At 38.6% G+C, this 15,475-nt stretch carries 12 protein-coding genes and 2 pseudogenes; 10 read left to right on the top strand and 4 right to left on the bottom strand.

What is annotated here, in order from left to right; all coding sequences use genetic code 11:
- Nucleotide 1 precedes the first annotated feature (1 nt).
- Together nth and rpsN are read left to right on the top strand one after the other, a co-directional pair.
- Complete coding sequence (gene nth, locus IQ236_RS00330; protein ID WP_193867442.1) at nt 2-685, top strand: endonuclease III; 684 nt, start codon at nt 2-4, stop codon at nt 683-685.
- A gap of 37 nt (nt 686-722) precedes the next feature.
- Nucleotides 723-1,025 (top strand): 30S ribosomal protein S14, encoded by a 303-nt coding sequence (gene rpsN, locus IQ236_RS00335; protein WP_072721335.1) that lies wholly within the window; start codon nt 723-725, stop codon nt 1,023-1,025.
- A 70-nt stretch (nt 1,026-1,095) separates the two neighbouring features.
- Here the strand turns inward: rpsN and IQ236_RS00340 are convergent.
- A pseudogene (locus IQ236_RS00340) lies at nt 1,096-1,422 on the bottom strand (hypothetical protein); the annotation flags it as partial.
- Nucleotides 1,423-1,471: 49 nt separating this feature from the next.
- Nucleotides 1,472-1,891: a hypothetical protein gene (locus tag IQ236_RS00345; protein ID WP_190524923.1), complete on the bottom strand. Its 420-nt coding sequence runs from the start codon at nt 1,889-1,891 to the stop codon at nt 1,472-1,474.
- Nucleotides 1,892-1,946: 55 nt separating this feature from the next.
- Here IQ236_RS00345 and aat point away from each other — a divergent pair, with 55 nt between their 5' ends.
- The 4 genes from aat (at nt 1,947) to IQ236_RS00365 (ending at nt 4,347) form a co-directional block, all read left to right on the top strand.
- The gene (gene aat, locus IQ236_RS00350; protein ID WP_193867443.1) at nt 1,947-2,522 is read left to right on the top strand and encodes a leucyl/phenylalanyl-tRNA--protein transferase; all 576 of its coding nucleotides are present in this window, start codon (nt 1,947-1,949) and stop codon (nt 2,520-2,522) included.
- A 214-nt stretch (nt 2,523-2,736) separates the two neighbouring features.
- Complete coding sequence (locus IQ236_RS00355; RefSeq protein ID WP_228041350.1) at nt 2,737-2,898, top strand: hypothetical protein; 162 nt, start codon at nt 2,737-2,739, stop codon at nt 2,896-2,898.
- 54 nt (nt 2,899-2,952) lie between these two features.
- Nucleotides 2,953-3,420 (top strand): NUDIX domain-containing protein, encoded by a 468-nt coding sequence (locus IQ236_RS00360; RefSeq protein WP_193867445.1) that lies wholly within the window; start codon nt 2,953-2,955, stop codon nt 3,418-3,420.
- A gap of 27 nt (nt 3,421-3,447) precedes the next feature.
- Nucleotides 3,448-4,347, top strand: a complete 900-nt coding sequence (locus IQ236_RS00365) for an alpha/beta fold hydrolase (RefSeq protein WP_190524929.1) — start codon at nt 3,448-3,450, stop codon at nt 4,345-4,347.
- On the opposite strand, the gene IQ236_RS00370 is transcribed toward IQ236_RS00365, so the two are convergent.
- Nucleotides 4,250-4,996: a pantothenate kinase gene (locus tag IQ236_RS00370; RefSeq protein WP_193867446.1), complete on the bottom strand. Its 747-nt coding sequence runs from the start codon at nt 4,994-4,996 to the stop codon at nt 4,250-4,252. The genes IQ236_RS00365 and IQ236_RS00370 overlap by 98 nt on opposite strands.
- A gap of 231 nt (nt 4,997-5,227) precedes the next feature.
- On the opposite strand from IQ236_RS00370, the gene IQ236_RS00375 reads away from it, so the two are divergent.
- The 3 genes from IQ236_RS00375 to IQ236_RS00385 are packed head-to-tail and all read left to right on the top strand — an operon-like array spanning nt 5,228 to nt 11,254.
- Nucleotides 5,228-7,261, top strand: a complete 2,034-nt coding sequence (locus IQ236_RS00375; protein ID WP_193867447.1) for a GAF domain-containing protein — start codon at nt 5,228-5,230, stop codon at nt 7,259-7,261.
- A 38-nt stretch (nt 7,262-7,299) separates the two neighbouring features.
- Entirely contained in the window at nt 7,300-10,062 is a 2,763-nt protein-coding gene (locus tag IQ236_RS00380; protein ID WP_193867448.1) for a hybrid sensor histidine kinase/response regulator, read from the top strand.
- A 13-nt stretch (nt 10,063-10,075) separates the two neighbouring features.
- Nucleotides 10,076-11,254, top strand: coding sequence for a hybrid sensor histidine kinase/response regulator (locus IQ236_RS00385; protein ID WP_193867449.1), 1,179 nt, complete (start codon nt 10,076-10,078; stop codon nt 11,252-11,254).
- Nucleotides 11,255-11,328: 74 nt separating this feature from the next.
- Here the strand turns inward: IQ236_RS00385 and IQ236_RS00390 are convergent, their stop codons facing one another.
- Nucleotides 11,329-12,924 (bottom strand): DUF2079 domain-containing protein, encoded by a 1,596-nt coding sequence (locus IQ236_RS00390; protein ID WP_193867450.1) that lies wholly within the window; start codon nt 12,922-12,924, stop codon nt 11,329-11,331.
- A gap of 729 nt (nt 12,925-13,653) precedes the next feature.
- Here IQ236_RS00390 and ltrA point away from each other — a divergent pair.
- Nucleotides 13,654-15,464 (top strand): annotated as a pseudogene (ltrA, locus tag IQ236_RS00395) (group II intron reverse transcriptase/maturase).
- Nucleotides 15,465-15,475: the final 11 nt, after the last annotated feature.

The following is a 15,475-nucleotide window of genomic DNA, read 5'->3' on the forward strand; positions in this document are numbered from 1 at the left end:
TATGGTAACTCAGAAAAAGCGGGGAACAAAACAACGGGCTTTAGAAATTTTATTGCGACTCAAACGCCTTTATCCTGATGCCACTTGTAGTTTAAATTATCAAACTCCAGTGCAATTATTAGTGGCAACAATTCTGTCAGCCCAATGTACAGATGAACGAGTCAATCAAGTGACTCCAGCCTTATTTGCTCGATTTCCTGACGCCGAAAGTTTAGGGAAAGCCGATATTACAGAACTGGAAACCTTAGTCCGGTCAACGGGGTTCTATCGCAATAAAGCTCGCCATATTAAAGCCGCCTGTCAACTCATCGCCGAAAAATACGGGGGACAACCGCCAAAATTGATGGAACAGTTGTTAGAACTCCCTGGAGTGGCTCGGAAAACGGCTAATGTGGTGTTAGGTCATGGCTATGGGATTAATCTGGGGGTCACGGTGGATACCCATGTCAAACGCCTAAGTCAACGGTTAGGACTGACAACCCAGACTGACCCCATTCGCATAGAACGGGATTTGATGGAGTTGATTCCCCAAGAAGACTGGGAAAATTGGTCAATTCGCTTAATTTATCACGGTCGCGCTATCTGTACAGCCAGGAGTCCAGCGTGTTATAATTGTGAATTGTCTGATTTATGCCCATCTGTTCAAGGGGCAACCGTCCCCAACGCAGAAAAACGTCTAGGCTAAAGCATAAATAATCATTTAGGAGGAAGACAGCCTTAATATGGCTAAGAAAAGCATGATTGAGCGCGATAAAAAGCGCAAAAAATTAGTAGAGAAATATGCTGAAAAACGCGCTGAACTAAAAGAACAGTTTGAGCAAGCAGAGTCTCAACTGGAAAAAATGGAAATTCACCGCAAAATTCAACAATTACCTCGCAATAGTTCTAAAACCCGGGTGCGTAACCGTTGCTGGTTAACCGGACGTCCTAGAGGCTATTATCGGGATTTTGGATTATCTCGCAACGTCATCCGCGAAATGGCGCACCAAGGGTTATTACCGGGCGTTGTCAAGTCCAGTTGGTAACAGACTATTCCTCATCCGTTTTCGGGGCGAGGTTTTCTCGCCCTGATAACGGTTGGTGTACGAATCGTTCCCGTCCACAGCAGCGCTCAATGCCTAAACTATCTAATAACAAATCACTAACGGCATTGGCAATTGCAAATTCCCCAAAAAAGCTTTTGGAAAAATCAAAGGATTCCATTTCGGTAACAATAGCAATTACTAAAGAACCGACATCATTTTCTCCTTCCATGCGCTGACGAATATAAATTTTAGCGGCGCGTTCTGCTATAGTTTCATTGACAGCTTCGGGGATAAATTGTTCATCTAACCAAGTGTGTAAGGTTTGTTTTAACCATTCTCCTTCCTGTTGCAGATTTTCACTAGGGGGTAAGGTAATTGGGGTAATCGGTTCATTCATATAGGCTTGAAAGTTGAAAGTTGATAGTTGACGATAAAATTGAAGGATTCTAGTCTTGAACCAGGGTGATAATAGGAGAGTCTTTTCCGGTGTATTCTTCAGAAATTTTAGTTTTAACTAATTCAGCAAATAGTCGATTAATGGCAGACTCTATAGAATTCGCTTCTCGTTTAAAACAAACTTGAAAGCTTTTGGCTTTATCATAAGTTTTCGTTTCTTTTCTATAGGTTTTTTGAGTTTTGGCTTCGACAAAGACAGAAGGATTCGGACGTTTATACCAATATAATTGATAAGAATAGGTGGAATCATTTCCTTTAAATTTAAGAATATCTTCCCCATGTCCGGGAATACTGAGATAGTAAAATTCCCCCCGTTGATAGATTTGCAGATAACCCCAAGTTTTCTCGGTTTTGTTGAGGAGTTTCGTTAAGGTACTTTCCAACATAAAGGATGAATTAAGATTTAGCATAGATGAGGTAATAGCCGTTAATATCGTATTCAAATCATAGCAAAGTTTGTCACCTATGCAATATGATGTTAGCGCCATTATCCAAGGGTATGCACAAGGATACTTTTTGATGGCAAATGACGGGGAAGATAGCCTGGGATGGTATTCTAGTCGAGAACGGGCGCTGATTCCCCTGAATGAACAATTTCGTTATCCGCGTTCTTTGCAACGGGTTTTGAATCAAAATCGGTTTACGGTTGCGATTAATCAAGATTTTAACGCTGTTGTGGAAGGGTGCGCTAATCGGGAAGAAACGTGGATATCCTCGGAATTAAAGCAAATTTATCACGCCTTAAATCAAGCGGGATTTGCCTATAGTTTTGAAACCTGGAAAGAAGGTGAGTTAGCCGGAGGAATATTAGGTATTGTGATTGGGGGAGCGTTTATTGGAGAATCGATGTTTTTTAATATTCCTGATGGTTCTAAAGTGGCAATGGTTAAATTAGTAGAACGATTAATTGAAAGAAAATTTATTCTCTTTGATGCTCAAATGAATAATCCCCATTTAGAACGATTTGGCTCTTATATTATTAAAAATCAAGATTATAAAAAACTTCTCAAAAAAGCCATTATTCAACCTTGTTCTTTTTAGGCTCAGTTGATATGCTAATGGTTCTATAGCAAGTCTAAATCAATTGTATAAATGACTTAAAATCCAATTCATCGTAAGGGCGAGGCGCGCCTCGCCCCTACACAACATCTGCTGAAGCAGCCAACAGGATTAACCTTGTTCCCCTCTAGGGAAAATACCCAGAAAATAATACTATTATCTTAGAGAGTTTATCGGTGTGTGTTGTCATAGCTTTGTGATTGATGCTGAGAGTGCCATTCAAGCCATCTACCGCCCAGTTAAACCCGAAACCCATAACCGAGAAATTTTGCAAGCCCTAGGCGAAAGAATAGCGGTGTTTGAATTTGATGCTTTTTATACGGATAGGAGGCAAAGTCCCAAGAATGTAAAACTGTGAAGATCTAGCTATAAAGGGTTGAGAGTTGTCTAATCAGAGGAGAAGGAAGGCACTTTGGTTTTATCACGGGCGAAACAGTTTTGGAATTTTGGACAAACGGTATTAGGGATTATTTTTCGTCATCCCGTCCCTGGAACCAGTATTATTCCCATTCTGCCTAATGGCCAAATTGTTTTGGTGCGACGTCGAGATAATGGCAAATGGGCTTTACCGGGAGGCATGGTAGACTGGGGCGAAGAAATCTCAACCACCATTCAACGGGAATTGGCTGAAGAAACTGGGTTAGAATTGGTGAAAATTCGACGTTTAGTGGGTGTATATTCGTCGCCAGATCGAGATCCTCGAATTCATTCTATCTGTGTGGTTGTGGAAGCGGATGTTCAAGGAAACTGTCAAGTTCAGGACATCCATGAAATTACGGAGGTTAAAGCCTTTGATATCACATCCCTGCCCACGGATTTCAGTCATGACTGTGAACGTCATCTTCAGGACTATTTAAACGGTCTGACGACGTTAGCTTAAGGTTTGTCCACTGTATTAATAATTAGGATGTATCAATTATTCCATCATTTCCGGGTTCAAATTCCTCAAGGCCAGATTTTTTGGCGTGAAGCAGGCTATGGCCCTACGATTATTTTTCTGCATGGGTCTTGGGCTGATAGTAGTCAATGGATTCCGTTAATGCAGCATTTAAGTGTTGAATATCATTGTGTTGCACCGGATGTTTTGGGATGCGGAGAATCTCGATCTTTTACGAAAATTCACCCTTCTATTAGTTTGGAAGTGGAGTGTTTAGCCGAACAAATTAAATCCCTGAAACTGAAGGAATTTTGTTTAGTGGGTCACGGTTTGGGCGGATGGATTGCCACTCGTTATGCTTTAGAATATCCCGATGCTGTCAAAGGCTTAGTGGTGATTGCCCCGGAGGGAGTGGAATTTCCCAACTATAAAAAAGAATGGGGACGAATCCGACAATTAGCGGCTAATTTTTCCCCCTTGGTTTGGTTTTTGAAACTGATTTATCCCTTAGCGTGTCTATTTGGAAAAGGAAAAAAAATTAAGGCTGAGTTAAACCAACGGCAGATGATGTTGCAGTGGCCCGTTGCGAATAAATTGTTATATCAGCGTCGGTGGGCGGAAATTCACGGGGAAATGCTGAATCAACGTCTCCATGAGTTGAGGTTGCCGACTTTGGTTTTACAAGGAAATGAAGATACTGCCATTGCTGATCAACACAGTAAAACCTATTCCGAAATTACACCGATGGCTCAATGTCAAATTATTGAGGGCGGACAACCGAATTTACCCGTACAAATGCCAGAAGTGATTGCTCAATCGATTAGAACGTTTATTACCACCCATGTTCAGTTTTCAGAGCCACCATCCCCCGAAATATTAGATGAGGATCAACCAAAAGATGAGTCTTCCTATCAGGAAACTGCTTGGTAAAGTAACGGTGTAAGAGGGTGCGATCCCCTCCTGTGAGAATAACAGCACTATTAGGATATTCTGTTTGCCATGCTTTGATAAAATCGTGCATTCCCGCCAATAGCGTATAAATAATTCCACTCTGAATGGCTTCTGGGGTGTCGGTTGCCCAGCGTTGGGGTAGATTTTGGGAAAATTCAATCGTTGGTAACGTGGCCGTTCTTTGGGCTAAGGAAGATTGTTGCAGACCTAAACCGGGCAAAATCGCGCCGCCGACTAACCGTTGGTGGGCATCTGCTCCAGTTAAAGTCAGGGCTGTTCCGGCATCAATGACTAAAATTGGCCATCCATAGCAGGTTCCGCCTCCGAAAACGGCTAAGGCTCGATCAATGCCTAAAGTTGAATACATCCCCTTCAGGGGAACGTCTGCCAAGGTTAACGCTCGCACCTGGGGGGATGTTGCCCCGTATTCAGTGGGTTCGGAAACCACAGAGGCCACCAGTAAGGGCAGATTGTCTGTGAAGGTTGGGGGTTGCTCCGTATTTTCCTCATCCCAAGCTTCTAATACGGTTGTACCCGCTAGTTTGGCCCAATGGCGGCGGGAATTTCCCAGCATTAATCCAAACCAAGGCTGTTCACTGACTATCGAGGATGAAGAGAATTGACGCATCTATCTTAAGAAATAGTTTTTTTTTATGTAACAATATCTTAAGATATCTTTACAGAACCTTTGGGGTTGAGGGTGCATCTTCAAACCTGATCTGTTTCCGGTGAAGACGAAAATCTGATGATCGCCCGGATGATTAATCTCTTAATATCAACCCCTTTAACCTGATATTTTTTCTTCATTTTAACTTAAAAAATTGGAAATCAAAGTTTGATTTTTATGGGGTACATTCCTATGTCTATACTTCATTTAGATGCTCCTTACTGTTCATGGCCCAAAAACTCTATGTTCAGCTATTGTGAATCTGAAAAACTGGCTTCGATTGCCTTATCGCAAGACGATATAGATCAACATCAGATTCAATTTTATGATCTACTCAATCAGATTAATAAAGAAATTATTAGTACCTTAGATTTAGATAAAGTTTTAAGTTCTGCCTGTCAACAACTGGGTCAAATTATAAAATGTAGTCGGGTGAGTGTTTTAGTCAAAGAATCTAACTCTGAGCAGGAATTTATGACGCGAGGTGAATATAATTCGGGGGAATATTCGAGTCAACTGGGAATTAAACTCAGCGTCAATGATAATCGGCATTTACAGGTTTTATTGTCTCAATCGCAACCTTTGGCGGTGACAAAATTTCAAGACTTTCCGGGTTTAGGAGAAACAACAAAAGCTTTAATTGATCAGTTAGAAATTCAATCCATGTTAGCCATTGCTGTTCGTTATCAAGGGGAAGTTCAAGGGATTATTGGACTTCAGCAATGTGATCGAGAACGGGAATGGCAAGATTGGGAAATTCAACTGTTAGATGGAATTGCATCTCCCTTAGCGATCGCCATTCATCATGCTCAATTATATCAAGAAACTCGCTGTAAAGCGGAACAAGAAGCGTTATTACGGTTAGTGATTAATCAAATTCGCAGTAGTTTAGAATTAAATACCATTTTAAAAACGGCTGTTCAAGGGGTTCGGCAGGTTTTGAATACAGATCGAGTCGTAATTTATCAGTTTATAGACGGTTGGCAAGGAGAAATTAAAGTTGAGGATTATCGAGTGCCTTGGCCGTCAATTTTTGGGGATAAAATCACAGATAATTGTTTTCCTGAACAACATGGAAACCTCTATAAAAATGGACGAGTTCGGGCAATTAATGATATTCATCAATCGGATTTAGATCCCTGTCATCTGAATTTTTTAGCTGCGTTACAAGTCCGAGCTAATTTAGTTGTCCCGATATTAATGGGGGGAGAAACCGAACAAAATCAATCGAATAATCAACTTTGGGGATTATTAATTGCTCATGAATGTAGTCATCCTCGCTATTGGAAATCCTGGGAAATTGAAGGATTACAACAACTCGCAGATCAATTAGCTATTGCTATTAAACAAGCACAACTTTATACCCAAGTTCAAGAAACCGCTTGGCAATATCAACTTCAAACTCAACAGTTACAAGCGACCTTAGAAGAACTCAAAAATGCCCAGATGCAACTGATTCAAAGTGAAAAGCTATCAAGTTTAGGTCAAATGGTAGCGGGAGTTGCCCATGAAATTAATAATCCTAATAACTTTATTTATGCTAATATTTCCCATGCCAGAGGGTATGTTGATAATTTGGTGAATGCTTTAAATCAATGTCGAGAATTTAGTCCTGAAATGGCAGAGTTTGTCAGTCAAATTAGTGAAGAAATCGAATTAGATTTTATTCAAGAAGACTTTCCTAACTTAATCGATTCTATGGAACAAGGCAGTGTGCGAATTCGCTCAATTGTGAATAGTTTAAAAGATTTTGCTCGTTTGGATGAATCGGAATTAAAATTTGTTGATTTAACAGAAGGGTTAGAAAGTAGTCTAAGTTTATTAGAACATAAAATGAATCAAATTAGTGTCCATAAACAATATGAAAAAATTCCTAAAATCAAGTGTTTTGCGGGTCAAATTAATCAAGTGTTTTTTCAGATGTTAAATAATGCGATTGATGCCGTTAAGGAGCGAGGTAAAGATGGAAAAATTACGATTAAAATTGCTAATAAAAACTCCGATTTTATCCAAATTATTATTCAGGATAATGGCTTAGGAATTCCCGATGACATTAAATCTCGGATTTTTGATCCTTTCTTTACAACAAAACCTGTAGGTCAAGGGACAGGAATGGGACTGGCTATCTGCTATCAAGTGATTGTTAAAGGTCATGGCGGGAAGTTGGAATTTAAGAGTCAAGACGGACAAGGAACAGAATTTATCATTGAGATTCCCTGCCAATAACATGATATTATCAGGGCAATTCCCCTTGAGGGCTAACCATGAACCCTTTTAATCATTATATCAGGCAACTATCAGGGAAAGTTCGGTTGCGAACAGTTTTAATTATTCCGTTTCTGCTACAAATTATTGTTGCGGTCGGATTAACGGGGTATTTATCCTATCGGAATGGACAAAAAGCAATTAATGATTTAGTCACGCAATTACAACAAGAAATTGCCAATCGGATTCAAGAACGTTTGGATAACTATTTAGCTAAACCTTATTTTTTAAATCAAATTAATGCAGAAGCCGTTCAATTGGGAATTTTAAATTTAAACAATTCTCAGCTTTTAGAACAACGATTTTTTAAACAAATTCAATTATTAAAATCTATTCAAGGGATTTATTTTGCTAATCCTCAAGGAGAAATTGTTTTAGTTAATTATACTTCTTCTCAAGGATTTCTTTCTTTAATTAGTGAAAATTTTCCCAAACGAGCGATTTATCAATTAGATGAAAAAGGAAATCGAACTCAACGGATTGCTACTGATCTTTATGATGCTAAAACTCGACCTTGGTATCAACAAGCAATGCAAGCGAATCAAACAAAATGGAGTGGTGTTTATACTTTTTCCAGAGGGGATGTAGGAATTACTTTGGCTACACCGATTTATGATCAAACGGGTAATCTTAAAGGATTAATAGCGGTTGATTTACTATTAGAATTAATTGGAGATTTTTTACATAATATTAAAATTAGTCCTGCTGCTCAGACTTTTATTGTAGATGAGTTAGGGCAGTTAGTCGCTACTTCTACAGAAGAAAAACCCTATATTAAATCGGAAGAAAATCAAATCGCAAAACCCTTAAAAGCGATTGAAAGTTCTAATCAATTAACTCAATCAACGGTGAAATATTTAATTCAAAATTTTCATCAATTTAACCAAATTCAAACATTACAACAATTAGAATTTACTTGGAATGGACAAAAACATTTTCTACAAGTGCTTCCCTACAAAGATCAGTATGGTTTAAACTGGTTCGTCGTCGTGGTGATTCCTGAATCAGATTTTATGAAACATATCCATGACAATAATCGCATTACTATTTTATTATGTTTAGGAGCGTTAGGAGCCGCTATTATTTTAGGAATTATTACCAGTCGTTGGGTAAGTCAACCGATTTTTGAACTCAGTCAAGCGGCGGATGGGTTATCCAAAGGAAATTGGGGAACACCTGTTCAGCGCAAACCCATTTATGAATTAAGACGGTTAGCACAAGCGTTTAATCAAATGCGAATTCAGTTAAAACAATCTTATAATAAATTAGAAGAATATTCAAAAAGTTTAGAACAGAAAGTTGCAGAACGAACCCATGAATTAGAAGAAGCAAAACAAGCCGCAGATGCAGCGAATCGTGCTAAAAGTACCTTTTTGGCGAATATGAGTCATGAGTTAAGAACGCCATTAAATGCCATTTTAGGGTTTAGTCAATTGATGTCCCGCAACCCCACTTTTTCCCAAGGTTCTCAAGAGTTAAAGATTATTAATCGCAGTGGTGAACATTTATTAGAACTGATTAACGATATTTTAGATTTATCCAAAATAGAAGCGGGAAAAATTATATTAATTGAACAAAGTTTTGATCTTTATCAATTCTTGGATACCTTAGAAGGAATGTTGAAAATTAGAGCGACTTCTCAGGGACTTCAGTTTATAGTTCAATCTAGTGAGGAGGTTCCTCGGTATATTATTAGTGATGAAAAAAAATTACGTCAGGTGTTAATTAATTTATTGGGGAATGCGATTAAATTTACGAAAAAAGGTCAAGTAATATTGCGGGTAAAACCCTTACCCTTTCAGGAACATTTACCTGGAGAAAACAGCAATAATAAACTGTATCTGAGTTTTGAAGTAGAAGATACTGGAATGGGAATTAGACCCGAAGAAATTCAGGATTTATTTGATGCTTTTGTGCAAACAGAATCCGGCAAAAAATCCCAACAAGGCACAGGGTTAGGGTTAGCAATTAGTCGAAAGTTTGTGCAGATGATGGGGGGAGATATTACCGTTAGTAGTCAATTTGGGGTGGGGAGTATTTTTCAATTTACAATATTGACAACTCAGGCAGAATTTTCAGAAAGTTCACGCCAGCAACCTCTCGGTAAAGTTATTGGTTTATTACCGAATCAACCCAACTATAAAATATTAGTTGTTGATGAAGTTGTTGAAAATCGGTTATTAGTGAAACGGTTATTAACAAACATCGGATTTGAAGTTCTTGAGGCTGAGAATGGGTTAGAAGCAATTCAAGTTTGGGAACAATATCAACCGCAGTTAATTTGGATGGATATGCGAATGCCTGTGATGGATGGATATACCGCAACTCGTCAGATTAAACAAAGACCCCAAGGAAAAAATACGGTGATTATTGCTTTAACGGCGAGTGCGTTACAGGATGAAGAACATATTATTTTAGAAGCCGGATGTGATGATATTGTCAGAAAACCTTTTCAAGAGGCGGAATTATTTGATAAAATGGCTCAATATTTGGGAATTCAATATATCTATGAAAACGAAAGTCCCCAGGATTCCCCATCGGTCAACTCAATTCAATCCTTAACGCCAGAAATGTTTCAGAAAATACCGTTAGCATGGGTTCAACAATTGCATCAGGCGGCGGTGAGTGGAGATGATAGCTGGGTTAGTGAGTTAATTCAACAAATTCCTGATTCTCAAGTAGAACTAGCAGAAATTCTGACATTATTAGTAGATGAATTTCGATTAGATACCATTAGTGATATCACAAAACTTGTAATTTAATCTTTTTAAAGTTATGACTCATTCTTCTGATTCTTCTCCTGCTCAACCTGTAGATATTTTAATCGTGGATGATACCCCCGATAATTTACGTTTGTTATCTTCCATGTTATTAGAACAAGGTTATAAAGTTCGCAAAGCCATGAATGGAAAACGCGCTATTCAAGCGGTGGAAGCGATTCTTCCTGATTTAATTTTATTAGATATTATGATGCCAGAAATGAATGGCTATGAAGTGGCAAAATTTCTGAAAGAGTCTGTTAATTATCAGGATATTCCGATTATATTTCTGAGTGCTTTAAATGACCCTTTAGATAAAGTTTTAGCGTTTGATGTGGGGGGAGTCGATTATATTAGTAAACCTTTTCATGTTCAGGACGTGTTAGTTCGGGTGAAAACTCAATTGATGATTCGTCAACAACAAAAACAACTACAAGCACAAAATGAACAGTTAAAACAGGAAATTCAACACCGTCAAAATATAGAATCTAAATTAAGCTTGTTGATTCATGCCATATCCCAGGATTTAAAAAATCCGATGACAATAATCTTGAAAGGATTAAAAAGTTTACTGACCAAAAATTTAGTGTCAGATTCATCGGGTATTATCGTCCCTAGAGATATTATAGCACGGATGGTGAATAGTTGCGATCGCCAATTAACCTTGATTAATTCTTTAGTAGAAACAACGGATATCGAAATTCAAGGGGTTTCTTTAGAGTGTAAACCCCTGTCTATCTATACTTTCATTCAGACTTTAGTAGCAGATTGGCAACCGATTATTACCAAAAATCAAGCTTTATTAAAAAGTAATATTTCTCAAAATTTACCTTTAGTTAAAGCAGATTCTCACCAACTTTTGCGAATATTTGAACATTTATTTTCTAATGCAATTAAATATAACGCTCCAGGGATTACTTTAACGGTTGCAGCCGAAGTAATTTCAGTAGAAAATCATCCGTCTTTCGTTCGCTGTACTGTTTCTGATAATGGGGTGGGAATTAATAGCGAAGATCGGTCAACTTTGTTTCACCTTTCTCAACGAGAAAACCATCTCAGCAAAATAAAAGGGTTAGGATTAGGTTTATATCTGTGTCGGCAAATTATTACCGCTCATGGGGGCAAAATTGGGGTAATTTCTAGTCCTAACCAAGGGGCAACTTTTTGGTTTACCCTTCCAGTTTGGCTCGAATAAATAGAGTATAAAATCGGTAAAATCGAGGGCAATATTTTAAGGTATTGTTCTCGCTTTTACCGATGGGAATTCGATTAAATTCGCTTAAACACTAACACATTATCTTTTTCATAGGATAATTTAAAATTAGATTTTGCTTTCAATTGAGTGACATATTTTTCCCCTAAATCTTTTGTATCCGGCCAAGGATGGCGTAAATTTAAAATGACATAATCAAATTCTTTTAAATCAAAGTCCGGTGACACTTGATTCAGTAATTTAATGGTTTCTCGATGGGTGAAATGGGGTGCAAGTCGGTTATCGGTTAAAACGCCTCCTTTAGTTTGGATTTGGGTAACGGCATTTCGGGTTGCTGACCAATTATCAATGCGAGTAAAATAGCCTAAAACTTGGGTATGATCTCCCCATAATAAGAAGACTAAACTTGACCAAAGTACAATCCATTGGGGGAGTTTTTCATGGGGAATTGTGAATAAATTAGAATAAGGTTTTTCAATTCCCTTCTGTGCTAAAGGAGGGTGAGAATTGGGAGAATTTATATTCATTTCCTCTGAAGATAAGGGGGGTTTGGGGAGAGTATTCTTCTGAAATTTCTTCCATAAACTCCATAAACTATTCCCCAGTCCCGGCTTTTCTGCGGCTAAGGTTCTAATCATTACTAAGAATAAAAACGGTAAAGCCGGAAGGGAATATTGATAGATTAAACTGCGTTGCATGGGGTCAATAGATAATAGATTCAGTAATAACGTGGGAATGGCTGGAATTAAAGCAATGAATTTTTGAGGATTTAGCCACCAAATTACTGCAATACTAAATTCCAAGAAATAAACCCAAGTCTCAATAGACAGTAATTTCCCTAAAACAAATTGAGGTTTGAAAAGGGTATTAAAAATAACCTCTAAAACTGAATTTCCTAAATAGGGATAGCGAGAGACTCCGGCGGCTTCTTGACCACTATAAAACGGAATCATAACTTGAGTCACCAGTAAAAACCAAGCAATTCCTAACGCAATGGCTATCATTCCAGAGAAACGACGTTGTTCAAAAAAGATTAACCAAAAGCCAATGGCAATTACCGTTAAACTAAACACCGCTTTACAAGCTAAAATCCAAAGAATTGCTAGAATAAACCAGATAAATTTTTTCTGTTTGGCTGCTAAAACTGCCCCAAAAATTGCCGGAACAGCTAAAACATCCGGGTGAAAATCAAATAAATTAATATTAAAAATTTCAGGATACAGCAAATAAGCAATGGCAACCGCTAATGCTAATCGTTGATCTAATCCCGATAAACGCGCTAATTTCCAAGTAATTCCAGCCGCTGAAGCCAAGCAAATTGCCTGAACTAGAAATAACCAATAAACCGTTGGATATAGCTTGTATAAGAAGACTAAAGGATAGATAGCTAAGGCAGCATGATCGCCTAAAAAATGAAACCCTAAAAAGGAAGAAATAGGTTGACTTCCTTGGCTCATTAAGTATATAATTTGATCATAAATTCCTAAATCATAAGCTGTTGATTGAAATAAGAAATGACGCAGACTGCTATATAAAAATAGAATAATTGTGGCAATCGCTATAATTTTCCAAATCGAAAAAGAAAATAAGCCCTTCGTGTTAATGGACGTTGAAACTTCGGAATGGTCAGGGTAAGTTTGCATTTTGTTCATGATTCACACCGCAATTTAGTCTACCTGAGTTGTGAATCTTCTGAAACATTTGTCAAGGGGAATTCAGCAATGGGGATCAACCATCGTACTATGGTTATATCAGTGCGATTCGTTTAACCTAAAATAAGCCTTTTGGCTTATGGGACGGTTAGCCTAACTGTCTAAACAGTTAAGGACAACTGATTACATTTGTGGGTGAAACTCCGTGAGTTAAGTCCCACCCCTCAAGTGCGGAGGTGAAAGCATAACCCCTAGTTTGTCTGGGTAGCAACCAACAGATTAAAGCGGGGTTAAAAGGTAGAACTACTGGTAGCCAAATCTGGTAACTATCGAGCCAGAAGTCCATGCGTAGCGTAAGCAAAGATGTGTCTGAACCATCGTGACCGTAAATGGTGTAATGGCTGAATCAGGAATAAAACCATTGAAAAACATGGTAAAGAACTGATAAACACCAAGCCAAAAAGGCAAGGATAGGGCATAAGCGAGTTGATGATCGACTTATAAGCACCGCCCAACAAACCCGGTGGATAGCATCACGCTAAAGACTTCAAACAAATGTGTAATCGGAACGAAGTAACCCCTAACTATCTCTGGTAAAGGTCGATAACCAGTAAGTAGCTAACGAATGATAGGTAGGGAAGGGATGGTATCAGAAGCGAATGCCTTGTTGTAATGACAAGGATATGCTGACAGATACTCGGTAATTCCAAAGAAATAGAACAAGTAGCAATGAATAAATCTAAAACGCTGAATAAAAATCAGACGGTGGAATGGAAAGACATCAACTGGCGCAAGCTAGAGAAGGTGACTTTCAAGTTGCAAAAGCGCATATTTCAAGCGAGTTCTCGAGGCGATGTTAAAGCAGTTCGCAAACTTCAAAAAACCCTGATTAGGTCGTGGTCGGCAAAATGTATCGCTGTCCGTCGGGTAACGCAAGATAATCAAGGCAAAAATACCGCAGGGGTGGATGGAATCCAATCTCTAACACCAAAACAACGGATGAGCCTTGTAGGACGACTCAAGTTGACAGGCAAGGTAAAACCTACTCGTAGAGTAATGATACCCAAACCGGGAACAACCGAAACTCGTCCACTCTTGATACCCACAATAGACGACCGTGCATTACAAGCGTTAGTTAAACTAGCGTTAGAGCCAGAATGGGAAGCTAAATTCGAGCCAAACAGCTATGGTTTCAGACCCGGACGTTCCTGTCACGATGCAATCGGAGCAATATTCAGCAGTATCAATCAAAAAGCCAAATATGTGCTAGATGCTGATATTTCAAAATGCTTTGACCGCATTAACCATAAAGCGTTAATCTCAAAAATACACACATACCCTACATTAAACCGCCAAATTAAATCATGGCTTAAAGCAGGGTACTGTGCAGGAAAAGAACCTTTTCCTACCCATGATGGTACACCACAAGGAGGGGTAATATCACCTCTACTTGCAAACATTGCCTTACATGGAATGGAAGAAAGAGTCAAGCAATATGCAGAAACTCTAAAAGGGGAAAAACAGAGTAACCGTAATGCCCTTAGTCTAATCCGATATGCTGATGACTTTGTAATCATCCATGAGGATTTAAAAGTTGTCAAAAAATGTCAAGAGATAATCGCTGATTGGTTAAGTGACTTGGGACTAGAATTAAAACCAAGTAAAACAAAAATAACCCACACCTTCAACGAAATTGATGGAAACGTTGGGTTTGAGTTTTTAGGATTCCACATTCAACAACACAAAGTAGGCAACTACCGATGTGCAAAAAACAAGAAGGGAACACCTTTAGGTTTTAAGACACTAATCACACCCTCAAAAACTAAAATCAAAACTCATCTTGTCAAAATAGCTGAAGTAATAGATACCCATAAGACCGCACCACAAGCAGCTTTAATTAGTAAGCTGAATCCAATTATTAGAGGCTGGTCAAACTATTACTCAACAGTAGTTAGTAAGGAAACCTTCTCAAAAGTTGACCATCTAATTTGTGACAAGCTGAGAGCATGGACAAGAAGGAGGGGAAAAGGGAGCATCAATAAAGACAAATACTGGAGAACAGTAGGCGACAGAAATTGGTGTTTCAGTACAGAAGATGGATTAGAATTAATCACTCATGTCAGTACGCCAATCGTAAGGCATACAAAGGTTAGGGGAAAAGCTAGTCCGTTCGATGGCAACTGGATTTATTGGAGTAAACGACGAGGCGAATATCCAGAAACTCCTAAAAGAGTGGCAACACTTATTAAGAAACAAAAAGGGATTTGTCCTCACTGTGGTCTGTATTTCACAAGTACAGACATTGTAGAAGTTGACCATATTCAACCAACATCATTAGGTGGAAAAGACACCTACGAAAACCTTCAACTTCTACACAAACATTGTCACGACACAAAAACGGCTAAAGATAGTTCTCTAGCTAAAACAATAGTTGAGAGCTATGACAATAATCCGTTTTGAATCGTATCCATAACAAGGATGGAATTATCAAGGAGCCGTGTGAGGTGAAAGTCTCACGCACGGTTCTGAACGAGAGGTAGGAGTGGTAACG

Origin of the sequence: Planktothrix mougeotii LEGE 06226 (assembly GCF_015207485.1) — a bacterium.
Taxonomy (GTDB): Bacteria; Cyanobacteriota; Cyanobacteriia; order Cyanobacteriales; family Microcoleaceae; genus Planktothrix.